Source organism: Streptomyces sp. NPDC002206, assembly GCF_053593595.1.
The window spans coordinates 38,457-64,277 of sequence record NZ_JBSFCW010000036.1 but is presented as its reverse complement, the minus strand read 5'-3'; the positions used below and the strand labels follow the sequence as shown (position 1 = coordinate 64,277).

Annotated in this window: 17 protein-coding genes and 2 pseudogenes; 9 read left to right on the top strand and 10 right to left on the bottom strand. The window is 69.6% G+C overall.

The features are described 5' to 3' along the window. Nucleotides 1–755: 755 nt before the first annotated feature. Nucleotides 756–1,766 (bottom strand): NADP-dependent oxidoreductase, encoded by a 1,011-nt coding sequence (locus tag ACWCP8_RS35370; protein WP_451120427.1) that lies wholly within the window; start codon nucleotides 1,764–1,766, stop codon nucleotides 756–758. Between the two features lie 111 nt (nucleotides 1,767–1,877). Between ACWCP8_RS35370 and ACWCP8_RS35365 the strand changes: the two genes are divergently transcribed. Next, nucleotides 1,878–2,471, top strand: coding sequence for a TetR/AcrR family transcriptional regulator (locus ACWCP8_RS35365; protein ID WP_451120421.1), 594 nt, complete (start codon nucleotides 1,878–1,880; stop codon nucleotides 2,469–2,471). A gap of 182 nt (nucleotides 2,472–2,653) precedes the next feature. Here the strand turns inward: ACWCP8_RS35365 and ACWCP8_RS35360 are convergent, their stop codons facing one another. Together ACWCP8_RS35360 and ACWCP8_RS35355 are read right to left on the bottom strand one after the other, a co-directional pair. Next, nucleotides 2,654–3,592 (bottom strand): L,D-transpeptidase, encoded by a 939-nt coding sequence (locus tag ACWCP8_RS35360; RefSeq protein ID WP_451120425.1) that lies wholly within the window; start codon nucleotides 3,590–3,592, stop codon nucleotides 2,654–2,656. A 957-nt stretch (nucleotides 3,593–4,549) separates the two neighbouring features. Then, nucleotides 4,550–5,485, bottom strand: coding sequence for a LysR family transcriptional regulator (locus tag ACWCP8_RS35355; protein ID WP_382844522.1), 936 nt, complete (start codon nucleotides 5,483–5,485; stop codon nucleotides 4,550–4,552). A gap of 135 nt (nucleotides 5,486–5,620) precedes the next feature. Between ACWCP8_RS35355 and ACWCP8_RS35350 the strand changes: the two genes are divergently transcribed. Next, nucleotides 5,621–6,889 carry an MFS transporter gene (locus ACWCP8_RS35350; RefSeq protein WP_451120419.1) on the top strand — a complete coding sequence of 423 codons (1,269 nt, stop codon included), beginning with the start codon at nucleotides 5,621–5,623 and terminating at the stop codon, nucleotides 6,887–6,889. Between the two features lie 134 nt (nucleotides 6,890–7,023). On the opposite strand, the gene ACWCP8_RS35345 is transcribed toward ACWCP8_RS35350, so the two are convergent. Further along, nucleotides 7,024–7,647: an SDR family oxidoreductase gene (locus ACWCP8_RS35345; protein WP_451120417.1), complete on the bottom strand. Its 624-nt coding sequence runs from the start codon at nucleotides 7,645–7,647 to the stop codon at nucleotides 7,024–7,026. Nucleotides 7,648–7,885: 238 nt separating this feature from the next. Between ACWCP8_RS35345 and ACWCP8_RS35340 the strand changes: the two genes are divergently transcribed. Then, nucleotides 7,886–8,317, top strand: a complete 432-nt coding sequence (locus ACWCP8_RS35340; protein WP_451120415.1) for a DUF6188 family protein — start codon at nucleotides 7,886–7,888, stop codon at nucleotides 8,315–8,317. 388 nt (nucleotides 8,318–8,705) lie between these two features. Here ACWCP8_RS35340 and ACWCP8_RS35335 read toward each other — a convergent pair whose 3' ends face one another. Continuing rightward, on the bottom strand, nucleotides 8,706–9,401 hold the full coding sequence (locus ACWCP8_RS35335) for an SDR family NAD(P)-dependent oxidoreductase (RefSeq protein WP_451120413.1): 696 nt from the start codon (nucleotides 9,399–9,401) through the stop codon (nucleotides 8,706–8,708). A gap of 104 nt (nucleotides 9,402–9,505) precedes the next feature. Here ACWCP8_RS35335 and ACWCP8_RS35330 point away from each other — a divergent pair, with 104 nt between their 5' ends. Together ACWCP8_RS35330 and ACWCP8_RS35325 are read left to right on the top strand one after the other, a co-directional pair. Then, complete coding sequence (locus ACWCP8_RS35330; RefSeq protein ID WP_352271189.1) at nucleotides 9,506–10,396, top strand: helix-turn-helix transcriptional regulator; 891 nt, start codon at nucleotides 9,506–9,508, stop codon at nucleotides 10,394–10,396. 555 nt (nucleotides 10,397–10,951) lie between these two features. Then, nucleotides 10,952–12,550: an ISL3 family transposase gene (locus tag ACWCP8_RS35325; protein WP_451120411.1), complete on the top strand. Its 1,599-nt coding sequence runs from the start codon at nucleotides 10,952–10,954 to the stop codon at nucleotides 12,548–12,550. Nucleotides 12,551–12,612: 62 nt separating this feature from the next. Here ACWCP8_RS35325 and ACWCP8_RS35320 read toward each other — a convergent pair whose 3' ends face one another. The 5 genes and pseudogenes from ACWCP8_RS35320 to ACWCP8_RS35300 form a co-directional block, all read right to left on the bottom strand. After that, complete coding sequence (locus ACWCP8_RS35320; protein ID WP_330248470.1) at nucleotides 12,613–13,215, bottom strand: DUF6000 family protein; 603 nt, start codon at nucleotides 13,213–13,215, stop codon at nucleotides 12,613–12,615. A 681-nt stretch (nucleotides 13,216–13,896) separates the two neighbouring features. Continuing rightward, complete coding sequence (locus ACWCP8_RS35315) at nucleotides 13,897–14,625, bottom strand: MFS transporter (RefSeq protein WP_451120409.1); 729 nt, start codon at nucleotides 14,623–14,625, stop codon at nucleotides 13,897–13,899. A 272-nt stretch (nucleotides 14,626–14,897) separates the two neighbouring features. After that, nucleotides 14,898–15,061: pseudogene (locus ACWCP8_RS35310) on the bottom strand (ISL3 family transposase); the annotation flags it as partial. Nucleotides 15,062–15,292: 231 nt separating this feature from the next. Continuing rightward, on the bottom strand, nucleotides 15,293–16,903 hold the full coding sequence (locus ACWCP8_RS35305) for a M48 family metalloprotease (RefSeq protein ID WP_451120407.1): 1,611 nt from the start codon (nucleotides 16,901–16,903) through the stop codon (nucleotides 15,293–15,295). A 143-nt stretch (nucleotides 16,904–17,046) separates the two neighbouring features. Then, the gene (locus ACWCP8_RS35300) at nucleotides 17,047–17,271 is read right to left on the bottom strand and encodes a hypothetical protein (RefSeq protein ID WP_451120405.1); all 225 of its coding nucleotides are present in this window, start codon (nucleotides 17,269–17,271) and stop codon (nucleotides 17,047–17,049) included. Between the two features lie 274 nt (nucleotides 17,272–17,545). Here ACWCP8_RS35300 and ACWCP8_RS35295 point away from each other — a divergent pair, with 274 nt between their 5' ends. From ACWCP8_RS35295 to ACWCP8_RS35280, 4 genes and pseudogenes are all read left to right on the top strand, one after another. Beyond that, entirely contained in the window at nucleotides 17,546–21,397 is a 3,852-nt protein-coding gene (locus ACWCP8_RS35295) for a S8 family peptidase (RefSeq protein ID WP_451120403.1), read from the top strand. 578 nt (nucleotides 21,398–21,975) lie between these two features. Continuing rightward, entirely contained in the window at nucleotides 21,976–24,195 is a 2,220-nt protein-coding gene (locus ACWCP8_RS35290; RefSeq protein ID WP_451120401.1) for an MMPL family transporter, read from the top strand. A gap of 230 nt (nucleotides 24,196–24,425) precedes the next feature. Then, nucleotides 24,426–25,391 carry a GlxA family transcriptional regulator gene (locus ACWCP8_RS35285; RefSeq protein WP_451120423.1) on the top strand — a complete coding sequence of 322 codons (966 nt, stop codon included), beginning with the start codon at nucleotides 24,426–24,428 and terminating at the stop codon, nucleotides 25,389–25,391. 21 nt (nucleotides 25,392–25,412) lie between these two features. Then, nucleotides 25,413–25,647: pseudogene (locus ACWCP8_RS35280) on the top strand (ABC transporter permease); the annotation flags it as partial. Between the last annotated feature and the right edge of the window lie 174 nt (nucleotides 25,648–25,821).

Below are 25,821 nucleotides of genomic sequence, written 5' to 3'. Positions count from 1 at the left end.
CACCGCCTCGTAGAAGGCCTTGGTCCGGTCGATGTCGGAGACGGGCAGCACGATCATTTCGAGTTTCAGATCCATGGGGATGTCCTTGTTTCTTGAGGCGTGTTCACGGTTTCTTGAGGCCGGTGTTCACGCGTCCAGTGCGTCACTGGTTCAACGGGTGCACGGCGTACTGCCCTGGCGGCCAGGGCTGCCGGCTGCGACGGCCGGGGAGGCGGCCGGTGCTGTGCCGCCTGATGGAAAACCTATCCGGCACTTAGCTTGTACGCAAGGAAAGCGTGAAAGAGGAGGGTGTGGCAAAGCTATCAGTGGATGGGGTGGCGGTCCGGCAATACCGGAGTGGGCGGATTCTTCCGCCGCAGGGCTCCGGGGCACGCCGCAGGCAGGCGCAGCCTGTGCTGGGAGCCAGAAGTGCCGTACTGGCGCTGACCTGCGTGTTTCGCCGGAGCGTCTTCGTCGGGCGGTGTCGCGGTACTCGTGGATCAGTCCGCCGAGAATGTCGTGGCGTTGGATGCGGTGCGCCAGGAAGGGGATGACGTGCCGGTCGTCGGCGGGAGCTCGAAGATCGAGGGCGTGGTGCGACCGTCTCGGCGATCTCCTGCGGCGAACCGGGCCCCGAACCAGTCCGCTCGGTTCGCCGCAGCGAGCATCGCGGACGCCTGGTCGCCAAACGCGCCCCACGCTCTCCGCATCGGCGTCTCGATGGCCACCGGTGCCCCGCGGACGAGCACCGGACGCGCCGGTGAAACGGCTCGTTCCTAAGCGACCGTGAGCACGATCTTGCCCTGGATGTGCCCTCGGGCGGCGCGTTCGTGTGCGGCTCGGGCATCCGCGAGCGCAAACGTGCTGTCGATCGCGACGCGGACCGTGCCCGCGTCGAGCAGGCGTCCCAGTTCGGCAAGCTGCGCGCCGTTCGAGCGGACCGTGGTGCCCGTGACGGTGACGCCCAGCTTCACGGTCTCTTCTTCGTCGAACTCTCCGAAGAACACGGGGAACTGGGAGCCGCCGCGCTTGAGCGTGCGCAAGAAGCGCTTGCTGTCGGGGCCACCGACGGCGTCGAGAACGAGGTCGACGTCGTGCACGAGTTCCTCGGGACGGCTCTTGGTGTAGTCGATGAACTCGTCGGCGCCGAGCTCGCTCAGGAACGATTCATGCGCGCCCGATGCCACCGCGATGACCCGTGCACCCTTCCATTTCGCCAGCTGCAGCGCGAAGTGCCCCACGCCGCCCGCGGCGCCGTTGACGAGCACCGTCTTGTGGGCGTCGAGTGGCACCGGACGATGCTGCGCCGCCTGGAAGCCCGAGGGGTGATCGTGTCCGACCTCGATCAGGAACTGCCACGCGGTGAGCCCGGACATGGGCGCCCCGGCGGCGTGCACGTGATCGATGCCGGCCGGCTTGAGTGCGAGGTCCGCCGCGGGCGCGGCCACGTACTCGGCATAGGTGCTGCCATCGAAGCTGGGGAAGCGAAGGAGACCGAAGACTTCATCACCGACGGAGAAGCCGTCCACATCCGCGGCGACGGCCTCGACGACGCCCGACAGGTCCGTCCCCGGGATCGCGGGCAGGCTGAACTTCGGCCGCGCCTCCACAGGCAGGTTGGACATCCCGTCGCGCAGGTACCAGTCGGGAGGGTTGACGCCGACCGCATGCACGCGAACGAGCACCTCACCCGGCCCCGGATCGGGAATCGGCACCTCGTCGTAACGCAGAACTTCAGGACCGCCGTGCTCATGGAGCCGGACCGCCCTCATCGTGTGTGTCGGCATCGTTTTCTCCTGCCCGCGCTGCGGGATAGTCTTATTCGGATCAGCGATCCACATAAACGGACCACTGATCCGAATATATGGACCACTGATCCGGATAGTCAAGAGGGACAGATGCGGGCCGACGCCATGAAGAACCGCGACCACCTGCTCGCAGTAGCGGGCACCGCCATCACCGAGCAAGGCGTCGACGTGTCACTGCGCGACATCGCACGCAGAGCCGATGTCGGACTCGCGACGCTGCTGCGTCACTTCCCGACGCGCGAGGCGCTGCTCGATGCCCTGCTCCGCACGAACTTCGACGAGCTGACCGCCAAGGCAGGTGCCCTCGAAACGTCCAGCTCGCCCGGCGATGCTCTCGTTTCGTGGCTACGCGACTGCGTCGCGTGGACAACTGAGTATCGGGGCGTGGTCGTGCTGATGGCAGCCGCCATCGACGACACCGAGTCCGCACTCCACGCTTCGTGCGTCACCCTGCGCGCAGGCGGTGCGCGGCTCCTCACCCGTGCCCAGGCCGCGGGCATGGCGCGGACCGACATCGATGGCGCCGATCTGTTCGCGCTGGTAACGGCGCTCGCCTGGCTCGGCGATCAACCCTCGCTCGCGCCACGCGCCGATCACCTCTTCGACGTTGTCGCAAGCGCGATCCTGACCAGCACAGCGAACAGCGACGCCGAGGGGGAACCCCGCCCTCGCGCCCGTAGCTGAAATCGTCGCGCACGCGGACCGGCGAACTCGGCCGCGCGCTCGGCAAGAGCGCATCGACGCCGAGTTCGCCAAGGCGGTCAGGGCCACCGGCATCGAGCCGCGCGCTCCCCGGAAGCGGCTGACGAAGGCGGAGGCGCGCCGGCTGATCACACCCTGCTGACCGGCGCCGCCATCGCAGCGTGTCACAGCGTCGCGGTCGGCTCCTCCCCGGAGGCGCTGCCTGTGAGCCACTGGTCCCATCCCAGGTTGAAGTCGGCGTAACCGTTGTCGGCCGGCGCCTTGGCGCGGGGCGAGCCGGTGATGGTGACGGGGTCACCCTGCTTCACCTGGCCGTAGAACCATTTGGCGTCCGACAGGGACAGGTGGACGCAGCCGTGCGAGCCGCGGGCGCTGCCGCTGCCCGGATTCGGGTCGCCGGTCGAGTAGTGCACGTATGTGCCGGACTGGGTGAGGTGGATGTCCCAGGGCAGCGTCAGGTCGTAGTAGTTGGGGCTGCCCTTGTCGCAGCTGATACCGACGCTGCAGGAGGTCATGTGGACCTTCTTCTGCTTGTCGATGACGGCCATCGTGCCGTTCCACGTCGGATACTGGGCGCTGCCCGCATTGATCGACAGGGTGCGCACCACCTTGCCGTTGCGGGTCACCTTCATGGTGTGGCCGGTCACCGAGACATCCGCGCGCACGTCGTCACCGATCTTGAAGGTGTGCGTGTAGCTGTGCACGCCGTAGCGTCCGTTGCCGTTGCCGACGCCCTTCATGTCGGCGTCGATCTTCACCGTCGTACCGGAGGGCCAGTACGTCTTCGGCCGCCAGTCGGCGCGCTTGTCGCCGAACCAGTGCCAGGCGCCGGACACCGGCTGCGAGGCGCTCACCTTCATGTGCTTCTCCACCGTGGCCCGCGCCTTGGCCGCGACCGGGTTCGTGAAGATCACCGAAATCGGCATGGCCACACCGACCGTGGTTCCCGTCTGTGGCGTGATCGTCTCCAGCAGCATCGGCGGACCCGCAGGCTCCGTCGGTGACGGTGAGACACTCGCGCTCGGCTTGCCCGACGCCTTTGCGTCGCCCCCGCCCGCCTTGTCGCTGCCGCCCCCGCCGCAGGCACTCGCGCCCACCAGCATCACACCCGTGACGAGTGCGATCCCTATGCCGCCCTTGCGCCGTCCCACGACCTGCCCCGCTCTCTCGTTCCACAGCCCTGACGGGCCCGACTCCCTGTCAGACGGCAACGGCGCGGGCCGCAGTTGCGTGCGTCGCGTAAAGCATGTCTCAAGACTCGTTGCGCACCGCCGGACCGGGGACGATCAGGGGCCGGCGTCACCGGCTGCTGCACCCCGGCCGAGACCTCCGTCGACTCCGCCCTGACCGTCGCCGAGGCCAAGACCGCGTCGCGCTGCGCCTGCCGGAACTGACACGACGCACTTGGCGCCTTCCACACGGAGGACCCCAGTTCGGCACGGCCTGAACCAGAGCCACCCGCACCGGAAACTCCACACCACCAGCCTGCGCAGACGCAGCCGGTCCGGCGCGCCGGACTACTTCGTACACCGGGGAACCGTTCGAGGGCTGGGACCGGCTGCCACGCGAGCCGGCCTGTTCCATAAACGATCCCGAGATCTACGGCCCCGTTGTCCATGAGCTGTCGTCGGCATCGGCCGTGTCCCGGGGACTTTTGGCGCGGTATCAGATCGTGGTGGTCGAACTGACCGACCCCATCGTCACCCCCGCCCGCCTGGTCGGCGAGGAAAACCGCGAGGAGCAGCTGCGTGGTGAGCGGATGGACGTTGCGGGCCGCGCTGTTCGCGACGATGGCGGTCCAGCGCACGCAGTACTCGTACCTGGAGCAGCTGCACCCGACTACCGACGCGGACGACAGCCCGGTGCCGGGCCCGGACGGCGGGGACAGCTCGCTCGGCGGCTCGGTGGACAGACGCACCGGCCTCTGCTGCCGATCAAGAGCGAGGGTTATCCGGGTGAGACGTACGAAAGGGGCAGAGCCGGAGTGTGCCGATGGCCACGCCTGCCCCCCGAGTCACCGTGCGTCGATCCGGCCACGATGCTCGAAGACGCGGCGGCGTTCAGCGCGGAATCACCCAGCTCGGTGCCCAGGTCCCGGCGGCGTCGTGGCCGGCCGCTGTGGCGGCGAGGTGGGCGCGCAGGGTGGTCAGCGCTGGGTGGGGGTTGTCGCGGTGCCAGAGGAGCGAGTGCGGGTAGACGGGCGTCGGGTCGGTCACCGGGATGCGGCGCAGGCCGTGGCCGGCGGGCCAGACCAGGCGGGTGTGCTCGCCCATGAAGGTGGCCAGGGCCGGGGTGTCGGCGATGGTGTCCAGGAGCGCGTCGGAGCCGAAGTTGGGGCCGGTCGCCTCGATGGTGAGGCCGAACTCGGCGACGAGGTCGTCGTAGTAGGCGGCCCACTCGGTACCGGGGACGATGCCGGGCATCCAGATCCGGTGCCCGGCGAGCTGAGCGAGAGGCACCGACCGGGCGCCCGCCAGCGCGTGGGCGGGGCCGGTGAGGAGCTGGAGCGGCTCGTCGAGCACCCGGACGGACTCGATGTCCTCGGGAAGCGGCCGGCCGGGTACGGCGACGGCGCGGAAGGACGCGTCGATCGCACCGGACCGGATGGCGGCGACGGCCGTCTCGATGTCGAACAGCATCACCACGTCGAGGTCGATCCCGGGGTGTGCGCGGTGGAAGTCGCGCAGCAGGCCCGCCGCCGCGCCGCGCGAGGCGATCACGTCGACGCGCAGCGGACGGCGGCCGGTGCGCACGGACGCGACCGCGCGCTCGGCGACGCGCAGCAGCTCGCGCGCGTGGGGCAGGAACGCCTGCCCGTCGATGGTGAGTTCGGCGCCGCGCGCGGTGCGGGTGAACAGCCGCACGCCGAGGGTGCGCTCCAGCGCGGCGATGCGCTTGGAGACGGCCTGCTGGGTGACCGCCAGCTCGGCGGCGGCCTCCTGGAACTGCCCCGCGTCGGCGGCGGCGACGAAGGTCCGGACGGTGTCGAGATCCATGCAGACACCCTAGGGACACAACTGTTGGTTGTGGCTGATGGCTCTGTGGTTGTTTGATTCCTGGTTGTGCTGCTCGCTTTGATGCTTCCGAACGCGGATCGGTTGTGCAGGGTCGAGTGGCGAGGGGCGTCGGGTATGAGGAGCGGGCACCGGCTGGGAGGTCTGCTCGGCCATCGGCTGGGGCGGCGGTTCGGGTGGCTCTGGGGAGCGTACGGAACCAGCGCGCTCGGCACGTGGCTCGCCTTCGGTGCGTTCCCGCTGATCGCCATCCAGGTGCTGCACGCCGGACCGGCCGAGGTCGCCGCGCTCTCCTGCGTGGGGGCTGCGGTGGGCGCGGCCGTGGCGGTGCCGCTCGGCCCGTGGGTGGAGTTCCGCCGCAAGCGGCCGGTGCTGATCGCGATGGACCTGGTGCGGTTCGCGGCGCTGCTGACGATCCCCGCCGCGTTCGCGCTCGGCGTCCTCACGTTCCTTCAGCTCCTGCTGGTCTCGGTCGTCGTCGCGGCGGCCGACATCACCTTCCGCGCCGCCTCCGGCGCGTACCTGAAGACGCTGCTGCCGGCCGAGGACCTGCTCGTCGCCAACGCCCGGTTCGAGTCCACGGCCTGGACGACCACGATCATCGGACCGCCGCTGGGCGGCGCGGCGATCGGGCTCCTCGGTCCGGTGGCGACGGTGGTGGCCGACGCGGTCAGCTACCTGCTCTCGGCCCTGGGGATCCGCGCGATGGGCGGGCACGAGCCGCGGCCCGAGCGGCAGAAGGCGGCGCGCATGCGGGCCGGGGACCTGCTCGACGGCTGGCGGTACATCCTCGCCGACGCGACGCTGCGTCCGCTGTTCTTCAACACCGCCTTGTTCAACGGCCTGGTGATGGCCGCCCAGCCGCTGCTGGCCGTCCTGATGCTCGGCCGGCTCGGGTTCGCACCGTGGCAGTACGGCCTCGCCTTCGCCGCGCCCTCGATCGGCGGGCTGCTCGGTTCGCGGCTGGCCCGGCCGCTCGTGGCCCGGTTCGGGCAGTACCAGGTCCTGGTCGTGGCCGGGGCGCTGCGCGCGCTCTGGCCCGTCGGCCTGGCCTTCCTGGGGCCGGGTACCGGCGGGCTGCTGCTGGTGATGGGCGTCGAGCTCGGACTCATCTTCTGCTGCGGGGTTTTCAACCCCGTCTGCGCCACCTACCGCCTCGAGCGCACCGCGACCGACCGGGTCGCCCGCACACTGTCCGCCTGGGCGGTGACGACCAAGGCCACGACCGCGCTCCTGACAGCCGTCTGGGGCGTGCTGGGCAGCCTGCTCGGCCCGCGTACGGCCATCGGCCTGGCCGGCGTGCTCCTGCTGGCGACTGCGCTGCTGCTCCCCCGCCGCGCGGCAGCGCCTCTCTCCGATCCGGAGCCAGCACCGAGCCGCACCTGACGGGCCGCCCCCGCCGTCCCCGCGACCGGGCTGCGCCGCCCGACGGCCAACCGCGCGCTCATCTCATCGGCGAACTTCGACGCGGACTCGTCACATCAGGCATGAGGGAAGACTCGTGTCCCCGCGTCATCCGCTCACACCACCAGCACGAACCCATCAATTTGACGCACCATCACTGACACCACCCCACTGACACCAGCCGGCGCATCGCAGCCGGGCGCGGTCGGCGCCGGTGCTGCCACTTGCCTTGTGGCGGCTTTACCCGCAGTACCGTCTGGCATCCGCCATGCGGCGGTCATGCCGCCGTCGATGGCGAGTGCGGCTCCGGTGATGAACGTCGCTTCGTCGCTGAGGAGGAAGGCCACGAACGCCGCGATCTCGTCCGGCTGGGCGATCCGCCCGATCGGGTGCAACGCTCCGGCCACGCGGACGGCCTCTTCCGGCGGCAGGCCCATGTTGTTGCGGAGCAGGGGGGTGTCGACGCCGCCGGTGACAAGCGCGTTGATAGGTACGCCGGTAGCGGCCACGTCGAGGGCGGCCGACCGTGTGAGTCCGACGACGCCGTGCTTGGCGGCGCTGTAGGAGGCCATGCCGGGGGCTCCGGTGATTGCGAGGTTGGAGGCGTTGTTCACAATCGCGCCGCCGCCGGATGCTTGCAGCACTGGCAGCTGGTACTTCAGGCTGAACAAGACACTGCTGAGCTCGGACAGCGCGACGGTGTACTCGAGCAGGGTGCGGAGCGTGCGAGCGTGCCTCACTGGCCGTCGGTGCGGCGGACCTTGACCGACAAAACGAGATGGTCATGGAGCATCGGCTGGCCATCGTGGGACTCGTTGTCTCGTCTCACTCAATCGAGTCGTTTTCTCAACGAACCGAGTCGTTCGGGCTCTGTCTCATCGAACCTGGGCGCGCCACGCCGCCCTGGCGCGGCTCACGTCCCACCCCGCGCATGGGAGGGATCCCATGGCTCTCGACCGTTGAATCGGCCAAGGTGCAGTGGTGAGCACTGAAGAGAGTCCCGTCGAACACGACGACCGGTGGGTCCTAAGCCTTCGCGGGATGAGCGTGACCAAGATCAGCGTGGACTTCCGGCTCGTACTGGTCCTCGACTCGGACTGGGAAATCGCACTGGAAGCACCCGTCAACCTCTCGCACGGGACAGTCCACGCCAACCCGTCCGTACTCCTGAAACCGGAATCACAGGACGTCGCAGCGGCCCTCGCACTCTTCGGAGCGAAGGTCCTGTCGGCGGTCGCGTTCAAATCCGGCACCCTGCGTCTCGTTTTCGACACAGGCCACCACCTGAACTGCTCGTCAGATCCGTCCTTCGAAGCGTGGCAGGTCACGGGCCCAGCGCAATGGCGCTTCGTGTCTCTGCCGGGAGGCGACCTCGGTGTCTGGTCCGGCTCAGGAACGAGCGAGTCCTAGCCTCGAGACGTGCAGTGCAACGAACCGAGTCCACGCGTCTCACTCAATCCTCGCGGTGCATGTAGCCGAGCATCGAGCGGGAGTGGCGGGCCCAGCCGCCCTGGCCGGCGATGGCGATGCCGTTACGACCGCGCCCGCATCCTGCTCACTCACCACGGCGACGGGCTGCGGCTACCCGGCTGCGGTATTCCTCGGCCTCCCGCCTCGGCGAGGCCGTCCGCGAACGTGATCACGACCAAGGCCGGGCACAAGAGCCTGCGCAGCGTGCAGCGCTACGTTCGCCCCGGGCTGGCCGCTGTGCACGAGGCCACTGAGGCCCTGGCCGGCCCAGGCGCCGTAGCTGAACATCACTGCGACGCCGGGGCTGGCCGAGTGGCTTCCTGGTTCGCTACCAGGCGATCTCACCGGTTCGGTCGACGAAGCGTCCAGAGCCGGCGCCGGGCTTTTCGGTTGCGAGGCCGACGATCGCGTCCGTCCCTTCGGTGACGGTCTGAGGGCCACTGTGGCCATTGAGGTCGGTCGCCGTGTAGCCGGGATCGGCGGCATTGATGCGGATGTTCGGCAGCGCTTTGGCATATTGGGTGGTCAGCATCGTGAGCGCCGCCTTCGAGGCGCTGTAGAGCGGCGCGATGGCAGAAGACTCGAACCGCGACGGGTCGTGGGTGATGGCCAGCGAGCCCATTCCGCTGCTGACATTGACGATGACCGGGTCTGATGATCGGCGCAGCAGCGGCAGGAACGCGGTGGTCGTCCGGACCACACCGGCGAGGTTGACGTCGAAGACATCGAGGGCGTCGGCACCGGTGAGGGCGCTGGAATCACTGGCGGGGCCGTGGATGCCGGCGTTGTTGATCAGAACGTCGATCGAGCCCTCGTGCTCGGCGACATCCGCAGCCGCGGCGGTGACGGACCCGTCGTCGGTCACGTCGATGGGGACGAACCGCGCGCCGAGCGTGGCGGCGGCCTCCGCGCCATGCTCGGGGTTGCGGGCCCCGACCAGCACGGTGTGACCGAGTTCGATGAGGCGGCGGGCGGTCTCGCGGCCAAGCCCCTTGTTGGCTCCGGTGATGAAGATGATCGTCATGCGTTCATGGTGCGTACGCCCCTGACACCCCGCCAGGGACGCTTCAACAGTAGGAGCAGCAGTACCACCCTCGATATCACCTTGATGACCGAGGATGCGGGACGATGGACATCATGACGACGACACCCGGGGCCGGGCTGGGGGCGATGATCCGCACCTGGCGGGAACGGCTGCCCCCGTCGGCCGCGGGACTGCCGGTGGGCCGGGCACGGCGTGCGGTCGGGCTGCGCCGCGAGGAGCTCGCCGACCTCGCCGGTGTCTCGGTCGACTACGTCGTGCGCCTGGAGCAGGGCCGGGCCACGACGCCCTCAGCACCGGTGGTGGCGTCTTTGGCACGCGCCCTTCAGCTGTCCACCGCCGAGCGGGATCATCTGTACCGGCTGGCCCAGCTCGTCCCACCGGCGGACGGCGTGATCTCCGGCTACATCCCACCCGGCGTTCACCGCGTCCTTACCCGGCTCGGGGACGTCGCCGTCGCCGTGTTCGCGGCAGACTGGCAGCTGATCTGGTGGAACCGCAGTTGGGCTGCGCTGTTCGGCGATCCCTCGTCGGTGCCACCGCGGCTGCGCAATTTCGCCCGCGAGAGGTTCCCGGTAAGTGCAGGTCCTGTTCGCCTCGGGCTGTGGCCTGTGACCGAAGTGGACCGGGATGCCACCGACGCCGCCGTCGTGTCCGACCTGCGCCGCGCCACCGGCCGCTTCCCGCGTGACGCGCGCCTGGCAGAGCTGATCCGCGTATTGAGCGAGGGCAACCAACGGTTCGCCGGCCTGTGGGCGAGCGGCGCAGTGGCCGCTCACCGGGAAGACCACAAAACGATCGAGCACCCATCGGTGGGTCCGGTCACCGTGGACTGCGACATACTGACCGACGGTGACTCCGAGCTCAAGATTGTGATCATGACTGCCATGCCCGGCAGCGCGGACGAGACCAAGCTGCAGCTCGCCGCGATCGCTGGTCCGCGGGAATCCATGAGCAGCTCGCACACACGCCGGTAGGCGGGGTACGACCGCGCCAGGCGGCTCGTACCAAATCCCGCAGAGCGCCCCAGGCTCCCACCGCAAGCCCCTGGTGTTGCCAGAACTCACAGACATCGCCCTCCGGCGAAACCGTGCGTTCCCCGCTCTGAGCGGCAAGTGGTGTCAGCTCCCAGGTACACAACCAAGGCAGCGTGCCGCGACCTTCATGATGGCCCTTCTGGCTTTCGCCGGCGGAGCGGCACGAGCCACCGGCTCCGATCACCGGCGGGTGCCGGCAGGCAGCGGAGAGATGGTCCGGTTACTCATTCACGAGCGCGCAACGTCAACACAGCGGCTGAGCGTCTGGCCCCGCTGGTCTCCCGAGTGGCTTTGTTCACGAGACCGGGCAGCACTTCTACGTCGGTTCGGGAGGCGGTTGGCGGCCTCAGCCTGGTCGGAATGTTCACGATTTTCGGTTCTGGCTCAACTTCTGTGACGCGTCCACTCTGAGTGACAGTCAGGCTCCTTCGAGCCGTACGCGAAGTCGCCCGAAATCGGCCCGTCGAGCCGACGGCTGGGCTGACAGTTCGGGCCGTGGACGAGGTCGTGCTCCAGTTGAAGGAGTTGTTGTTCCCGTCGATCGCGAACGTCGCGGTGCTGTCGGTAGACGTGGACATCGAGATAGTGCGCGTTGACGCGCAATGCATCGCGGACGGTGCCGTTTGCCCGGTCTGCGGAGGCTGGTCGAACCGGGTTCATGGTTCCTACCTGCGGTTTCCCGCCGATGTGCCGAGCGGTGGGCGGCGTGTTGTCCTCCGGCTGAGGGTCCGCCGGTTCACCTGCGGGAGCTCGGGCTGCGTACGCCGTACCTTCGTCGAGCAGATACCCGGCCTGACACGCCGGCACGGTCAGCGGACCGAGCGGTTGCGCTCCACCCTGGCCGCAGTCGGCCTGGCCCTCGCGGGCCGGGCCGGGGCCCGCATCGCCCGCGTTCTCGGGGCGCCCGTCAGCCGCAGCGCGGTGCTCCGGCTGGTGGACGATCTTCCCGAACCTGAGATCCCCGCGCCGCGGGTGGTCGGCGTCGACGAGTACGCCACCCGCAAGGGCCGCCACTACGGCACCGTCCTCATCGACATCGAGACCCGCCGCCCCGTCGATCTGCTGCCGGACCGGGAGGCGTCCAGCCTGGCGGCCTGGCTCGCCGAACGGCCGGGCATCGAAGTCGTGTGTCGGGACCGGGCGCCGTTCTTTGCAGAAGGCGCCTCCGTCGGCGCCCCGCAGGCCGTCCAGGTCGCGGACCGGTGGCACCTCTGGCACAACCTGAGCGAGGCCGCCGAACGGGCCGTCGCCCAGCACCGCCGCTGCCTGCGCGCCCTTGTCCCAGCCGCCCCCGAACCCGAGCCGGAACCCGCTCCGGAAGAAGAACCGTCCGGCTCGCCCTGGCCGACCGGACACCGGTTCGCCGACCGCACCAGATCCCGGCACGCTTCCGTCCACGCACTCCTGGAGGCAGGACACAGCCTGCGTTCGGTCCAGCGGCAGCTCGGCATGGCCTGGCACACCGTCAAACGGTTCTCCGACGCCGCGAAGCCAGAGGACCTGTTCACCGACCAGTGGCAGAACCGGCCCTCGGTCCTCGATGACTACAAGTCCTACCTAGACGACCGCTGGAACGAAGGCTTCACCAACGCGTGGAAGCTGTGGGAGGAGATCGTGCCGCTCGGCTACAAGGGCAGCTACCAGCGCGTTCGGGCCTACCTGCACAAGAAGCGCACCTCACCACGACCTGTGACCGCCCGGCCGCCCTCACCCCGAACGGTCTCCGGATGGATCCTCAGCCGCCCGGAAACCCTCACCGAGCCCGAACAACTCCAGCTCAACACCGTCCGCAACCAGTGCCCCGAACTCGACGCCCTCACCCGACACGTCCGGTCCTTCGCGACCATGCTCACCGACCGCCAGGGCGAGCGCCTCCCGGCCTGGCTCGACGCCGTCCGGCAGGACGACCTGCCCAGCCTCCACACCCTCGCCGCCGGCATCGATCGCGACATCGACGCCGTCACCGCCGGATTGACCCTGCCCTGGAGCTCAGGCGCGGTCGAAGGCCATGTCAACCGGATCAAGATGCTCAAGCGCCAGATGTTCGGGCGGGCAGGCTTCCAACTTCTCCGCAAGCGCGTCCTACTGGCGTGACGGAGGGTGGCCGCGTCACAAGCGTTGAGCCAGAGTCTTCGAAGTGAACAAAGCCAATGGGGTCAGGTGTCGGCGCATTCGTCGATGACGGCGCAGGCGAGGCGAATGCCGCCCAGGTAGTTGGAGATGCCGTCATCGCCGTGCATGTGGGGCGCATCCTGGAACCACTGCCGCCACAGGCCACCCTCCTGGAGGAAGTGGCTGGCCCGGTCGCCGTGGAGGACGGAGTCGGTGTACGCCAGGGCGCCCATGACTGTCGGCTGGTCGTAGGCGAGGTCGGGCCGACGCAGGTAGCGATCCAGGTAAGCGGCAAGCAAGTCGGCGTCCCGTGCGGTGCCGAAACTCGCCAGCGCCACACAGTAGGCCCCACCCGCGCAGCAGACCTCGCTCTCCAGCAGCAGCGCTCCCAGACGCTCGCGGAAGTGGTCACGGCGCGAGACGGCGGCGAGCCATGCCGCGGTCCGCCGCTCGCGCCAGCTGCCTTCGAAGAGGATGGTGAGCTCGGCGTCGGAAACAGCCTTCGCATCAGCGGCCAGGGCATGAACGAACGGCTCGTACTCCTCGCGCGACATACGAAGTACCGCTCCGCCGAGCTTCAGGTAGCGGCGCGCGGGGGCGCAATAGCGGCGGAATAGGGCCTGTATCTCGGGGTCGTGGCGGATCACCACCCCATCCTCTCGTAACAAGCACGCAGCTGAGGGCGTGGGGCGGAATACACCTGCGGTGATCCCGGGACGGGCGGGACGCCACCTGGGACCGGGTCGGGTGAGCGGGGTTTCGACAGCACGCAGCGTTACTGCTCCACAGAAGTTGAGCCAGAGCCGGAACTCGTGAACAGAACCACCCGAGTGGCGGCAACTGCGGTTCCCCTCCTTCGCCACCAGGACCCTGCCGTGCGCGGATGCCGGCCAGTGCTGCCATCGCGGCGGCGGCCGTTGCGGCGGCAGCGAAGCCGCCGGGCGCACCGGATGCGTCAACTGCCCAACCGGAGATCGCCGCTGCACCGGCCGAGCCCGCCGCACTGGCGGAGTTCAGCCAGGTGAACGCCTGGGTCAGGACGGCCCGGTGGACGGCAGATTCGGCCAGCACCGAGAAGAGCACCAAGACGGGAGGGACTGCCGCACCGGTCAACACAATCACGAGCCCGAGCCCGAGCGGTGAGCCGGCCGCGAACAGCAGCAGGCTGCCAAGAGCCAGCCCGGCCATGACCACCGCCAGTTGCACCCGCGGCTCCGCGCGCCACCGGCGCAGCCCGTACAGCCAGCCGGCCAGCAGGCCACTGCAGCTCGACACAGCGAACAGCAAAGCGGCTGCGTCGGGCGCGCCGTGTTCCACCGCAAAGGCTGTCACCGATACCTGCATGGCGCCGAAGTACACGCCGATAGCGAGGTTATGACCGACCAGCACCGCAAATCCGGGCCGCAGCAGTGAGCCGCATGCTCGAGTGCGTTCGGCGAAGGCGGACACCGGTGGCGGTGCGGTGCGGTGTGGTGCTGTGCGGCGAAGGCCAGTCCGCCGGCCACTACCAGCACGGCGGCCAGTACCGTGCCGAGCACCGGATGCCCACTCGCTCCGATAGCGCTGACCAGGGCCGGGCCGGCCAGGTAGCCCAGCGCGTTACTGAGCGACTCCAGCGCGAACGCGGTGGGCAGCCCCGCGGCCCGGTCGCCGCGCAGCAGCGCCGACCAGCGGGCCGCGGACAGTACGCTGAGCTGCGGGATGGTCGCGCCGACCAGCACCCCGCCCGCTGTCATCAGCCAGCTCGGGCTGCCGCCCGCGACCAGCGTCAGCAGCGCGGCTACCGACGCGGCGTGGGCGAGCAGCGCGGGTGGCAGCACCCGGGTCTGGCCGAAGCGATCGATCAGCCGGGCGAGTTGCGGCCCGGCCAGGGCCTCGGCGACGGCGAAGCCGCCGGTCACCAGACCAGCCTCGGCATAGGAGTCGGTCTGTCCGTGCACCAGCCAGACGAGGCCGAGGCTGGTCATCGCGATGCCGACGCGGCCGACGGCGGCGGTCAGAAAGAAGGCTGCGGCGCCGGGAGTGCGCAGCACGGTGCGGTAGGTCGCCGACGGCACGGCGGGGCCCTTTCGCTGCCCGGCGGGGCGGACCACACGGGGTCGTCGGTGTCCGGAATTCACCGACCCGTGGTCGTCACCTGGAACCGTCCAGTGCTGGCGTGGAGCGGGGACACGCACCCCACGCCGACTCCGTCACCGGGCAGAAGTCTCACGAATGGTCTCGACTGGTCTCAGCCGTTCGAATGCGGTGACTGTAGGCGCCCCGAACCGGCCTGTCCAGACGAAGCGGTACATGTCTCTCGTACTGGCTGTGCCGGCGGGCGGGTGGCGGCGAGGAGGACGCGCTTGCGAAGGAGCGGGAGTTCGGCCCGGCCGAACATCTGGCGTTTCATCATCTTGATGTGGTTGACCCAGACTTCCACCGGACCAAGTTCCAGCAGGTGGTCAGGCCCTGGGCGACGGCGTCCCAGTCCTTCTCCAGGCCGGTGGCGAACGGACGAGGCCGCGTAGCCGTGTCCGGCTCCCTGTCCGGCCTGGACAAGAAGGGGCGCCGGCCGAATGGCTGGAGTACCAGCTGCGCCGGACCCGCAACCCGCTCCGGGAGTTTGAAATCCAGGAGCAGCGGCGCCGGGAGCCGGGCAGTCCTGGAAGATCCAGCCGAACCGGACCAGCGACACCGCGATCAGGCACCGCGGCGGGTGCGGTCTGTGCAACTCCGCGGCGGTTACGCGGACACGGGGTCGAGATCGGCGAGCAGGGAGCGTAGGGGCGCGGTGTCGGGCGTGTCGGCGACGGCCGCGTCGAGGGCGTCGTCCATGCCCTTTTCCCACTCCTTTGGTAGAGCGAGTCCGGGCCGCTGCGACCAGGCGATGTCGGGGGTGGCCTGTCCGGCCCGGGCGAGGCGCAGATGGACCATGCCGACGAGCCCGTCGAAGATCTTGGGCCGGATGAAGTTACGGGCCGACGGCCCGGTCAGCCGCGCCGCCTGGGGAGGCTTGGGCATCCGGTCGGCGACCTCCATCCACAGCAGGCCGCGGTCGAACGCGTCCAGCCCCTGCTCCAGGCCGGGCAATGCGGCGTCCTCCAACTGCCCGGCTGGGGCGCCCTTTCGGGCGGGTGCCGCCCCGTCCGCGGCTTGCGCTGAGGAGCGTAGTGCCCTGGCGACGGCGACCAGCAGCGGCCGGGACCATTCCTCGGCGTCGACGACCGCGCGGGCCATGACCAGATCCTCCCAACTCATGCACCGCAACTGTGCCACCCTGTGCGGCAGCGTGCGCGCCTCTATTGCCGCGAACACCCCGTCCACATCGCGCAGCAGGGTGAGCGCGGCCGGCTCGTCCTTAGCGCCGTCGGTTCGGCCGTCGGCGGGCAGCTTCGCGATCAGGGCGACCCGTTCGGCGGTCGGCGGGTGCGAGTCGTACCGGTGCGGCCGCGAGGGACGCTGCCCGGCGAAGAGCACGGCGAGCCGTTCGCCCGGCCGGGCGGCGAGCAGTCGCCGGAATCCGCCGTACACCTCGCCCACCGGCGGCAGGGCTCCCATCGGCTCGCCCATCCCGGCGTACGTCTTCATGTAGTGGGTGTAGGCGGCGTCGAGGACCGGAAGGGCGCGCAGCGTGGCGACCGTCGCGTCACGGCCCGCGTGCTGGGCAGCCACCCGGTCGGCGGCGAGCTCCTGGTGACGGGCCACGGACTGCGATGTCCGCAGAAACATGTGGGCATAGCTGACGTACAGGGCGCCGATCGCCTGGTGCAGCTGGGTACTGCCCCCGCTGAACATTTCCACCGTGTGCAGCACCGCTTCGCGGCCGCGCATGGTGACACCACCGAGCCGGGTGTCGAGGTTGCCGTAGTGCCCGAACTCGTGGGCGAGGACGGCGCGCAGCCGCGGAACGGTCAGACCGGCGAGCAGGGGAAGGCCCAGGAGCATACGGCGCCGTCCGGGCAACAGCCCCAGCAGGCGGCTCTGTTCGGCGACCCCGGCGTTTACCTCGGCAACCAGGTACAGCTCGTCCGGCGGCCGTTCCCCTGTCGCCTCGGCCGCGGCCCGGACCTGTTCCCACAGCTCGGGCTGGTCGTCCGGCTTGACCGCTACTCCGTGCGGTACCGGGCCAAGGCGCCCTGCTCGCAGGAAGGTGAACATGCCCCGCAGGATCGCCAATGCCAGCAGGATGGTGACGGTCAGGACCGCGCCCTCGAACCAGGCCGCCTTCGCGGTGAACAGACGTGTCACCAGCAACCAGTCGAGCAGCGCCATGGCCGCCAGCAGAACGACGCCTATCTGGAAGAAGCCGGCCAATAGGACAAGCGCGCGCAAAGCGCGCAGCCGGAACGTCATCGGATGGTCCCCCCACAGGACTTGACGGCCCGGACGGACCAGCGATGCTCGCGGATCCTACTTCCGATTCTGTGCGGAAGCCGCCTGTCCGGCCCGCCTCCCGTAGCCCGCCCGGTCCCGAGGCGGCCCGCTGCCCCCTGTGCCTACCACGACCCGCCTTGTGCACCGAGGGCCATGGTGAGATGGCGCATGCGCTCAAGGGCGCAGGCGATCACGAAGTCGGCGCTCCCGTCGTAATACTCGGCGATCGCCCAGAAGGGCCCCGGGGCCGCCGTGGCGGTTCCGGCGAAGCCGCATCGGATCGACATGCCGGGGCGCGGGACATGTGGGGTAACCCGCAGCAGCATGGCTGGAGTTGAGGGTTTCATGTCCGCTCCTGCAGCTAACCGGTGATCGCGTTGACTGGGAGCGTCTCCGTGTCCGGATCCGGATCACCTTCCAGGCTTCAGGACTGACGGCCACTCAGCTTCTGACGAGTGCCGTCGACAACGCTCCTTCGCCGGCACCCCGGTGGAGGACGGCGGCACGGTCCCGTGCAGAGCGTGGCCAGGTGTCACGGTCCGCGGCCGACGGGTCGTGACGCACCACTCCCAACCACAAGTGAGGGCTCAATCCATGTCGTGGAGACATCGACTGGCAGTCATGGGAGCGGCGGTGGCGCTGCTCGCCACCGGTGCTGTCCCAGCCTCCGGGCACTCTCCGGAATCCCGTACGCCCGACGTAGCGAGCACGGCGGACGCAACGGGCGGCCGTGTCCGGCAGATCACGCTGATCACCGGCGACCGGGTGGAACTCGCCACCGGACCGGACGGCAAGCAACTGGCCGCCGTGCACCCGGCGCCGGGCAGCAGCGGGCACATGACGGCCACCGTCAAGGGCGAGATCCATGTGTACCCGTACTCCGCGCTGCCGCTGATCAAGGCCGGGAAGCTCGACAAGGAGCTCTTCAATGTGACCCGGCTGGCGTCGTACGACTACGACGACGCGCACACCAAGTCGCTGCCGTTGATCGTCACTTACGGCTCTCTGTCGGGCGTTCGTGCCCAGAGCCGGGCGAAGCTCGCCGCCAAGGCCGCCGTGCCCAAGGGCAGCCGCCGGACCCGGGTGTTCTCCGGGATCGACGGAGCGGCGCTGAGCGCGGACAAGAGCCGGGCGGCCGAGTTCTGGGCATCCCTGACCGGTGGCGAGGTGCCGGCCAAGGGCGCCGCGGTCGCCGCGGACGCTCCCGCGCCCTCCCGTCTCGCCTCAGGTGTCGCCAAGGTCTGGCTGGACGGCAAGGTCACGGCCGACCTGGAGCAGAGCGTGCCGCAGATCGGCGCCCCGCAGGCGTGGAAGGCCGGCTACGACGGCAAGGGGGTGAAGGTTGCCGTCCTCGACACCGGCGTCGACCCCGATCACCCGGACCTGGCCGGGAAGATCGTCGAGGCCCGCAACTTCAGCCCGAACCCGGACGCGGTGGACCACAACGGCCACGGCACCCATGTCGCCAGCACCATCGCCGGCAGCGGTGCCGCCTCGGGCGGACGGCGCAAGGGCGCGGCGCCGGGAGCACAGCTGTATGTCGGCAAGGTTCTCGACAACGGTGGGTCCGGCACTCACTCGGCCATCATCGCGGGCATGGACTGGGCCGCCCGGACCGGTGCACCCGTGGTGAGCATGAGCCTGGGCGGGGCCGCCACCGACGGCACCGATCCCTTGTCGAGCGAGGTCGATGCCCTCACCGCGAAGTACGGCACGCTGTTCGTCATAGCGGCCGGAAACGCCGGTGCCGAGAGCACGGTGGCGGCGCCGGGTGCCGCTGACTCGGCTCTCACCGTGGGCGCGGTCAACAAGCAGGACGCGCTGGCCCCCTTCTCCAGTCGCGGCCCGCGGATCGGCGACTTCGCCGTCAAGCCGGACCTCACCGCGCCCGGCGTCGACATCGTCGCCGCCCGGGCGGCGGGGACCCAGCTCGGTGGCCATCCGATCGTCGACGAGCACTACATCGGCCTCTCGGGCACCTCGATGGCCACCCCGCACGTCGCGGCCGCGGCCGCGATCCTCAAGCAGGCGCACCCGGACTGGGCCGCCGACCGGCTCAAGGACGCTCTCGTCAGCAGCACCAAGGCGCAGCCCGACGCGCCGTATGCGGGCGGCAGCGGACGGCTCGACGTGGCGCGTGCGATCACCCAGCGGGTGGTGGCCGACGCGGCGGTCGGGTTCGGATCGACGAAGCCCGCAGCGCCTGGCACCACCCTGCCGCCCCTCGAGCGCACGGTGACGTATCGCAACACGAGTGACAAGGACGTCACCCTCGACCTGGCGTTGGCGGACAACGCGGCAGCACCATCGGGCCTGTTCAGCGTCCGCAGCCCGTCCGTGACCGTCCCCGCGGGCGGCACCGCGACGGCCACCGTCGACGCCGCCGCGGCCGGGCGGTCCGCCGGGCTGTTCGGCACTCAGCTGGTGGCCACCGAGCGCGGTGGCACCGATGTGGTCCGCACCTCCGTGGCACTGCGGATCGGTGCGCCGGACCACAAGCTCACGCTCCGCTTCCGGGACGCCCACGGCAACGTGCCGTGCTTCGTGGAGCCGGACATGCTCTACGACATGGACGGCAACGTCGCCCAACTGGGCCTCGGGGAGGACGGCGTCATCACGATGACGCTCCCGGAGGACCGCTACGGCCTCTCCTCCGTGATCCACACCTGCACCCCGGGCACGGTGGACGACCGCACCGAATACACCGTCGCCGACGTGCCGGAGATCGATCTCACCAAGGACACCGAGATCACCCTGGACGCCCGCAAGGCGCACCCGGTCACGCTGCGCACCCCTCGTCCCGCCGATCCCTACGGTGCGCTTCTGACCAGCATGCGGCGGGGTTCCGGCGAGGACGTCTGGGCGTTCCAGTCCTCGGTACCCGGCCACGGCACCCTGGTCTCGGCGCTCCCCACCAAGCCGGTGACTTCGGGTGACTACCTGCTCAACATGGGGTGGGAGGGACACGAGCCTCTGTTCGGGGCTGCCGCCGCCGAAATCCCCGGCCACGGCCGGAAGCCCGGGAAGCGGCTACGGCTGCACCCGGACTATGTGATCGAGTCCCCGCGCCTGGACGGGCGTCATACCGTGCCGCTGGTCCACGTCGGGACCGGGACCGAGGCTGATCTGCGCAAGTACGACCTGCACGGGGCGGTCGTCGTCGTGGAGGTGGACAAGGGGAGCGAGGCGGTGCCGGTGGCCCGGCGCGCCCGCGAACTCGGGGCGATCGGTCTGATCGGCGTCACCCGTGTCAACGCGATGCATCTCCCTGCTGCCGGGCTTCCGCTGCCGGTGATCCGGCTGACAGTCTCCGAGGGCCAGGCCTTGGTCGGTCTGTTGGACGGCGGGCGGGGAACGTTCTCCTTCGACGCCGTCGCCCGGGAGCGCTACACCTACTCCGGCTCGGTACAAACGTTGCACCGGATCCCGGACGCACCCGTGACGGGCGTGATGACGACGCGCGGCTCCGCGCTGATCGACCGTGTCTACCACAGCGAACGCGCCAACGTCTGGACGACGCAGTTCCGGGTACTGCGGACCCCGCTCGGCACCCTGCTGCAGCAGCCGGACAAGTACGAGCGGCCGGCGAACGCGCAGATCCACGAATGGCACCAGGCCAACGGCGACTCCTATGAAACCAGTGTCGACCGGATGTTCGCAGTGGACACCGCCCACGACGAATCGACCCATGGGCAGTTCCGCCGCCTCACACCCGGCACGCATCTGCGGGAGTCCTACGGCCGGAGCGTGATCAGGCCGCGGGTTCCGACCCACACCGCGCCCTTCTCCGTCCTGCAGGCGATTCTGGATCCTCAGCCGAAGCCGGCCGACCCGGGTGCGTACCGGCACGCGGACGAAATGGGCCTGGCCGTGTCGGCCGCCGACGACGGGGCCGGCCCGGGCCAGGAGCACCTGGGGCCCGGCATGCTGGGCAAGGTCACCAGCTCGCTGTACCGCGACGGCACGAAGGTGGCCACCTACCTCGATCCGAGCATGGCGATGTACCGCGCCGTGGACCGGGACCCGGCGGCGTACAGGTACGTGTACGACACCGTCCGGGAGGGCCTGAGCTGGAGTCAGGTGGGGACCAGGACGCACACCGAGTGGTCCTTCTCCTCGGGCAGCACCAAGGACGTCACGGCGCTGCCACTCGTGCAGGTGGGCTACAAGGTGCCGGTGGACCTGAAGAACCGGGCGTCCGCGGGCAAGCGGTTCTCCTTCGACCTCACCGGCTACCAGATCGACTCCTCGCTGCCGAAGGTCACCGCCATGAAGGCGTGGGCCTCTGTGGACGACGGCAAGACCTGGATGCCACTCGACCTGGACAAGAAGTCCGGCGGCCGGTGGCAGGCACGGACGGCCAATCCGGCGGGCGGTTTCGTCTCGCTGCGGGTCCTGGCCACCGACGCCGCGGGCAACTCTGTCGACCAGACCGTGATCCGCGCCTACGCGGTGGCCGGTAGCCGGCACTGATCCCGCAGGGGCGCGGGCGTCCAGGCTCGCTCGCCCCGCCAGTACGGCCCCCTTCGCTCGCCGGCGAGGGGGCCGTGCGCATCATCGGACTCGACGGCACCCGCACCGGACCGCAGGACGGGAGCAAAGCTTGCGGCCCCCGGGCGCAAGCCCTCATAGGTCACCTGGTCGCGGGGGACGTCAAGACGCCTGGGCAGCCGGGGCCCGTCTCCGCCGCTCAGCCTGCCGAGGGGCGGAGACGACCAGGGTGACACGCTCGGCTACCTTGCGTCGGCCCCGCCCCGGACGTCTCTGGTGAGGCCCGGCTGCTCGCCCTGGAATGTGCGCTGCGCAGCGCCATCTCGGGTCGTCTCCAGCTCCCCATGGGGGTTCCACGGACGATGATCTTCGGGAGCGGCCCGCTCCGCGGAGCTCGGTGATCGACTCAGCAACGGGGATGAGCTGCGCAGCGACTCATCCGAACGGCCGAGACGCAACGTCGTCATGAGTGCTGACGAAGTGGCGGCCGGACGGCCGGAAGCTGGACAAGCGTCCTGTCCCAGGGCCTTCCGTCACCCCCATGAGCGGAGCACTCCCGCGTGGCCACATTCCTCTACAAGTTGGGCCGGTTCAGCTTCCGGCACCGGCTCTTCGTCCTCCTGTCCTGGGTGGCGCTGCTGGTAGTGGCAGGAGTCGGCGCGTCCGCCGCCACTCCCCCTGCCCCGAGCTCCTTCTCCATGCCGGGCACGGAGGCACAGCGAGCCTTCGACCTGCTCAACGAGCGTTTCCCCGAAGCCAACTCCGACGGCGCCACCGCCCGTATGGTTTTCAAGGCGCCGGACGGCGAGCAGCTCACCCGACCCGGCTACCGCGCCGAGATCGAAAGAGCGGTCGCCGGCCTGAAGGAGAGCTCGACGCAGGTCGCCTCCGCGGCCGACCCGTTCAGCGCGCACACCGTCAGCAAGGACGGCTCGACCGCCTACTCGACGATCTCCTACAAGGTCGGCTCCGCCTCGCTCACTGAGCACACGAAGGATGCGCTTCAGGAGACAGCGGACGCCGCCCGTGACAGCGGGCTGGCCGTCGAGATCGGAGGCAGCGCCGCACAGGCCGAGGAGAAATCCGGCACCGAGGTCATCGGCATCGTCATCGCCGCGCTCGTCCTCCTCATCACCTTCGGGTCCCTGGTTGCCGCAGGACTGCCGCTGATCACGGCACTCCTCGGCGTGGGGGTCGGTGTGTCGGCCATCGGGGCGCTCGCACACACCCTGGACCTCGGCGACACGACGTCCACGCTGGCGATGATGCTCGGCCTCGCCGTCGGCATCGACTACGCGCTGTTCATCGTCACCCGCTACCGGACCGAACTCGCCGAAGGCCATGAGCGCGAGGAAGCGGCAGGCCGCGCGCTCGGGACGGCCGGCTCGGCCGTCGTGTTCGCGGGGCTCACGGTGATGATCGCTCTGGCCGGCCTGTCGGTGGCCGGGATACCGGTGCTGACCAAGATGGGGCTGGCTGCGGCAGGTACGGTCGCCCTCGCCGTCCTGGTGGCACTCACCCTCCTGCCTGCGCTGCTCGGCATCGCCGGCAAGCGCATCCTCGGCCGCCGGGCACGCGGCAAGAGGCCCAGGAAGCGCCGTTCGACGTCCGCAAGGCCCTCCGTGGGCGTTCGCTGGGCCGGCTTCGTGCTGCGGCGCCCTGTTCCCGTCCTGGTGGCCGGGGTGGTGGGACTCGGCGCTCTGGCCGTACCGGCCGGCTCGCTCGAACTCGGGCTGCCGGACGAAGGTTCCCTCGCTGCCGAGACCACGCAGCGCAAGGCGTACGACATGCTGTCCGAGGGCTTCGGGCCCGGCTTCAACGGTCCGCTGGTGCTCGTCGTCGACGCGAAGAACAGCGGTGACGCCAAGACCGCGGCCGCAAAGACGGCCGTGACCGTGAAGAAGATCGACGGCGTGGCCGCCGTAGGTCCCGCGGCCTTCAACCAGGCCGGCGACACGGCCATGATCACTGTGGTGCCGTCGTCCGGGCCCGGCAGCGCGCAGACCGAAAAGGTCGTCCGGGAGATCCGGGGCAGCAGCGCCGGGATCGAGTCCGCCACAGGCGCGCAGGCGCTGGTGACCGGGCAGACAGGTATGAAGGTCGACTTCTCGCAGAAGATGAACGAGGCCCTGCTGCCCTATCTGGCCCTCGTCGTGGGTCTCGCTTTCCTGCTGCTGATGATCGTCTTCCGCTCGGTGCTCATCCCGCTCAAGGCTGCGCTCGGCTTCCTGCTCTCGGTCGGCGCGGCCTTGGGCGCCGTGGTCGCCGTCTTCCAGTGGGGCCGACTGGCCGATGTGTTCGGTGTCCAGCAGACCGGCCCGATCATGAGCACCATGCCGATCTTCATGGTGGGCATCGTCTTCGGCCTGGCCATGGACTACGAGGTCTTCCTGGTCACCAGGATCCGTGAGGCGTACGTCCGCGGAGAAAGTCCCGAGCGGGCCGTCGTAGCCGGATTCAAGCATGGCGCCCGGGTGGTGGCTGCCGCAGCGGTCATCATGATGGCCGTGTTCGGCGGATTCCTCGGATCGAGCGAACAGTCCGTCAAGATGATCGGATTCGCGCTCGCTGTCGCCGTCTTCCTCGACGCATTCGTCGTCCGTATGGCGATCGTGCCCGCCGTGCACGCGCTGCTCGGGCGTTCCGCATGGTGGCTGCCGACGTGGCTGGGGAAGCTGCTGCCCGACCTTGATGTGGAGGGCGAGAAGCTGCGCAGGAGGCTCGAGAGCCGGGACCGGGCCGAAGCCGTGCACCCGGAGGCCGAGCTGGTCCAGGGTTGACGGCGGACTGCGGGTCCGACCGGCCGATCGGGCCGGTCGGACCCGCAGCCGCAACAGGTGCAGCAGGCGCGCCCGAGGATGTGGCCGCATCCGTGGTGTCCCTGTCCGTCCGGGCGGATTGTCGCGGGACTCTGCTGTGACACGCTCGCGTGCGGCGGACGGCCCGGCATGAGCCGGGCCGTCCTCTTGCCACACACTTTTCCCGAAGGACAAGGCTTCGTATGGCCTCCGTGCCGCCTCACCAGATCCTCATGGTGGTGTTCGACGGTGTTCAGCTCCTCGATGTGACCGGTCCGCTGGAGGTCTACGCCGCGGCCAACGAGTACGGCGGCAACTACCGGATCAGGACGGCCTCCGTCGACGGCCTGCCCGTGACGGCCACCGCCGGAGTGCAACTCGTCCCCCACCTGGCACTCAAGGACATCAACTTCCAGATCGACACGTTCATGGTCCCCGGCCGTCCCGACTGGTGGGCGGCGGTCTCCGACACCCCTCTCGTCGACTGCATCTCGCACCTCGCGGGCCGGTCGGCGACCGTGGCCGCGATCTGCGCCGGGGCGTTCCCACTGGCCGCGACCGGGCTGCTCGACGGCCGGCGTGCCGCGACCCACTGGCGGCTGGCTGCCGATTTGGCGGCGCGTTACAGCGGGATCGACGTCGACCGCGACGCCATCTTCGTGCGCGACGGACGCTTCATCACCTCGGCCGGTATCACCGCCGGCATCGACCTGACCCTGTCCCTGGTCGAAGCCGACCTCGGTGCGGACATCGCCCGCGCCGCGGCCAAGCATCTCGTCGTGTTCATGGCCCGCCCGGGCGGGCAGTCCCAGTTCTCCGTGCGGCAGAGCGCCAAGTACGGTACGGACTCTGTACTCCGGCAGGTCCTGGACGACATCGCGGCCGAACCGCGCGCCGACCACACCCTGGCGGCGATGGCCGGACGGGCAGGAGTGAGCGAACGTCATCTGACCCGTCTGTTCCGGGCGGAGACGGGTACGACCGCAGCCCAGTTCGTCGAGCGGATCCGGCTGGAAGCCGCGCAGGCCCTGCTCGAGAGCGGCAGCGATCCACTGGACTCCGTGGCCCGCAGAAGCGGGTTCGGATCGGTGGAAACCATGCGACGCACGTTCCAGCGCGTTCTCGGGCTCACACCGGGTTCCTACCGTGACCGGTTCCGCACCACACGCCACGCATGAATGCGCGCAGCCGCCGACGAGTTCCTGCCGCTCCTCTCCAGCGCCTTCGTCCCGGTCGACGCGATGCCGGGGTGGTTCCAGCCGATCGCCGAGTACCAGCCGTTCACTCCTGCCATCGAGACCTGCGCGGGCTGCTGCCGGGCAGCGAGATCGGCCACAACGGGTGGCTCGCCGTCGTCTGGTGCCTGGGCCGGCCGTGCTCGGCTACTTCTGGTGCAAGACGACGCTCGGACTCGTCCTGTCGGCCGATCCGTGAAGTAGTTCGATCGGGTGATGATCAGGGACAAACCGTCGGCGAGGGTTAGCACTGTGCGAGGGGCCGGACACGCACACAGTTCGAAGAAAGCACGCCCACCAGCCAGACCCGTCTCACGTCACGGACGGATTCTTGTCTCCCGTGGTTCCGCGGACGACCGAGTCGCCTGACCAG

Coding starts and splice junctions, on each gene's coding strand:
- ACWCP8_RS35370 (WP_451120427.1), bottom strand. CDS start 1,766: ATGCCGACACACACGATGAGGGCGGTCCGGCTCCATGAGCACGGCGGT.
- ACWCP8_RS35365 (WP_451120421.1), top strand. CDS start 1,878: ATGCGGGCCGACGCCATGAAGAACCGCGACCACCTGCTCGCAGTAGCG.
- ACWCP8_RS35360 (WP_451120425.1), bottom strand. CDS start 3,592: ATGCTGGTGGGCGCGAGTGCCTGCGGCGGGGGCGGCAGCGACAAGGCG.
- ACWCP8_RS35355 (WP_382844522.1), bottom strand. CDS start 5,485: ATGGATCTCGACACCGTCCGGACCTTCGTCGCCGCCGCCGACGCGGGG.
- ACWCP8_RS35350 (WP_451120419.1), top strand. CDS start 5,621: ATGAGGAGCGGGCACCGGCTGGGAGGTCTGCTCGGCCATCGGCTGGGG.
- ACWCP8_RS35335 (WP_451120413.1), bottom strand. CDS start 9,401: ATGACGATCATCTTCATCACCGGAGCCAACAAGGGGCTTGGCCGCGAG.
- ACWCP8_RS35330 (WP_352271189.1), top strand. CDS start 9,506: ATGGACATCATGACGACGACACCCGGGGCCGGGCTGGGGGCGATGATC.
- ACWCP8_RS35305 (WP_451120407.1), bottom strand. CDS start 16,903: ATGACGTTCCGGCTGCGCGCTTTGCGCGCGCTTGTCCTATTGGCCGGC.
- ACWCP8_RS35300 (WP_451120405.1), bottom strand. CDS start 17,271: ATGAAACCCTCAACTCCAGCCATGCTGCTGCGGGTTACCCCACATGTC.
- ACWCP8_RS35295 (WP_451120403.1), top strand. CDS start 17,546: ATGGGAGCGGCGGTGGCGCTGCTCGCCACCGGTGCTGTCCCAGCCTCC.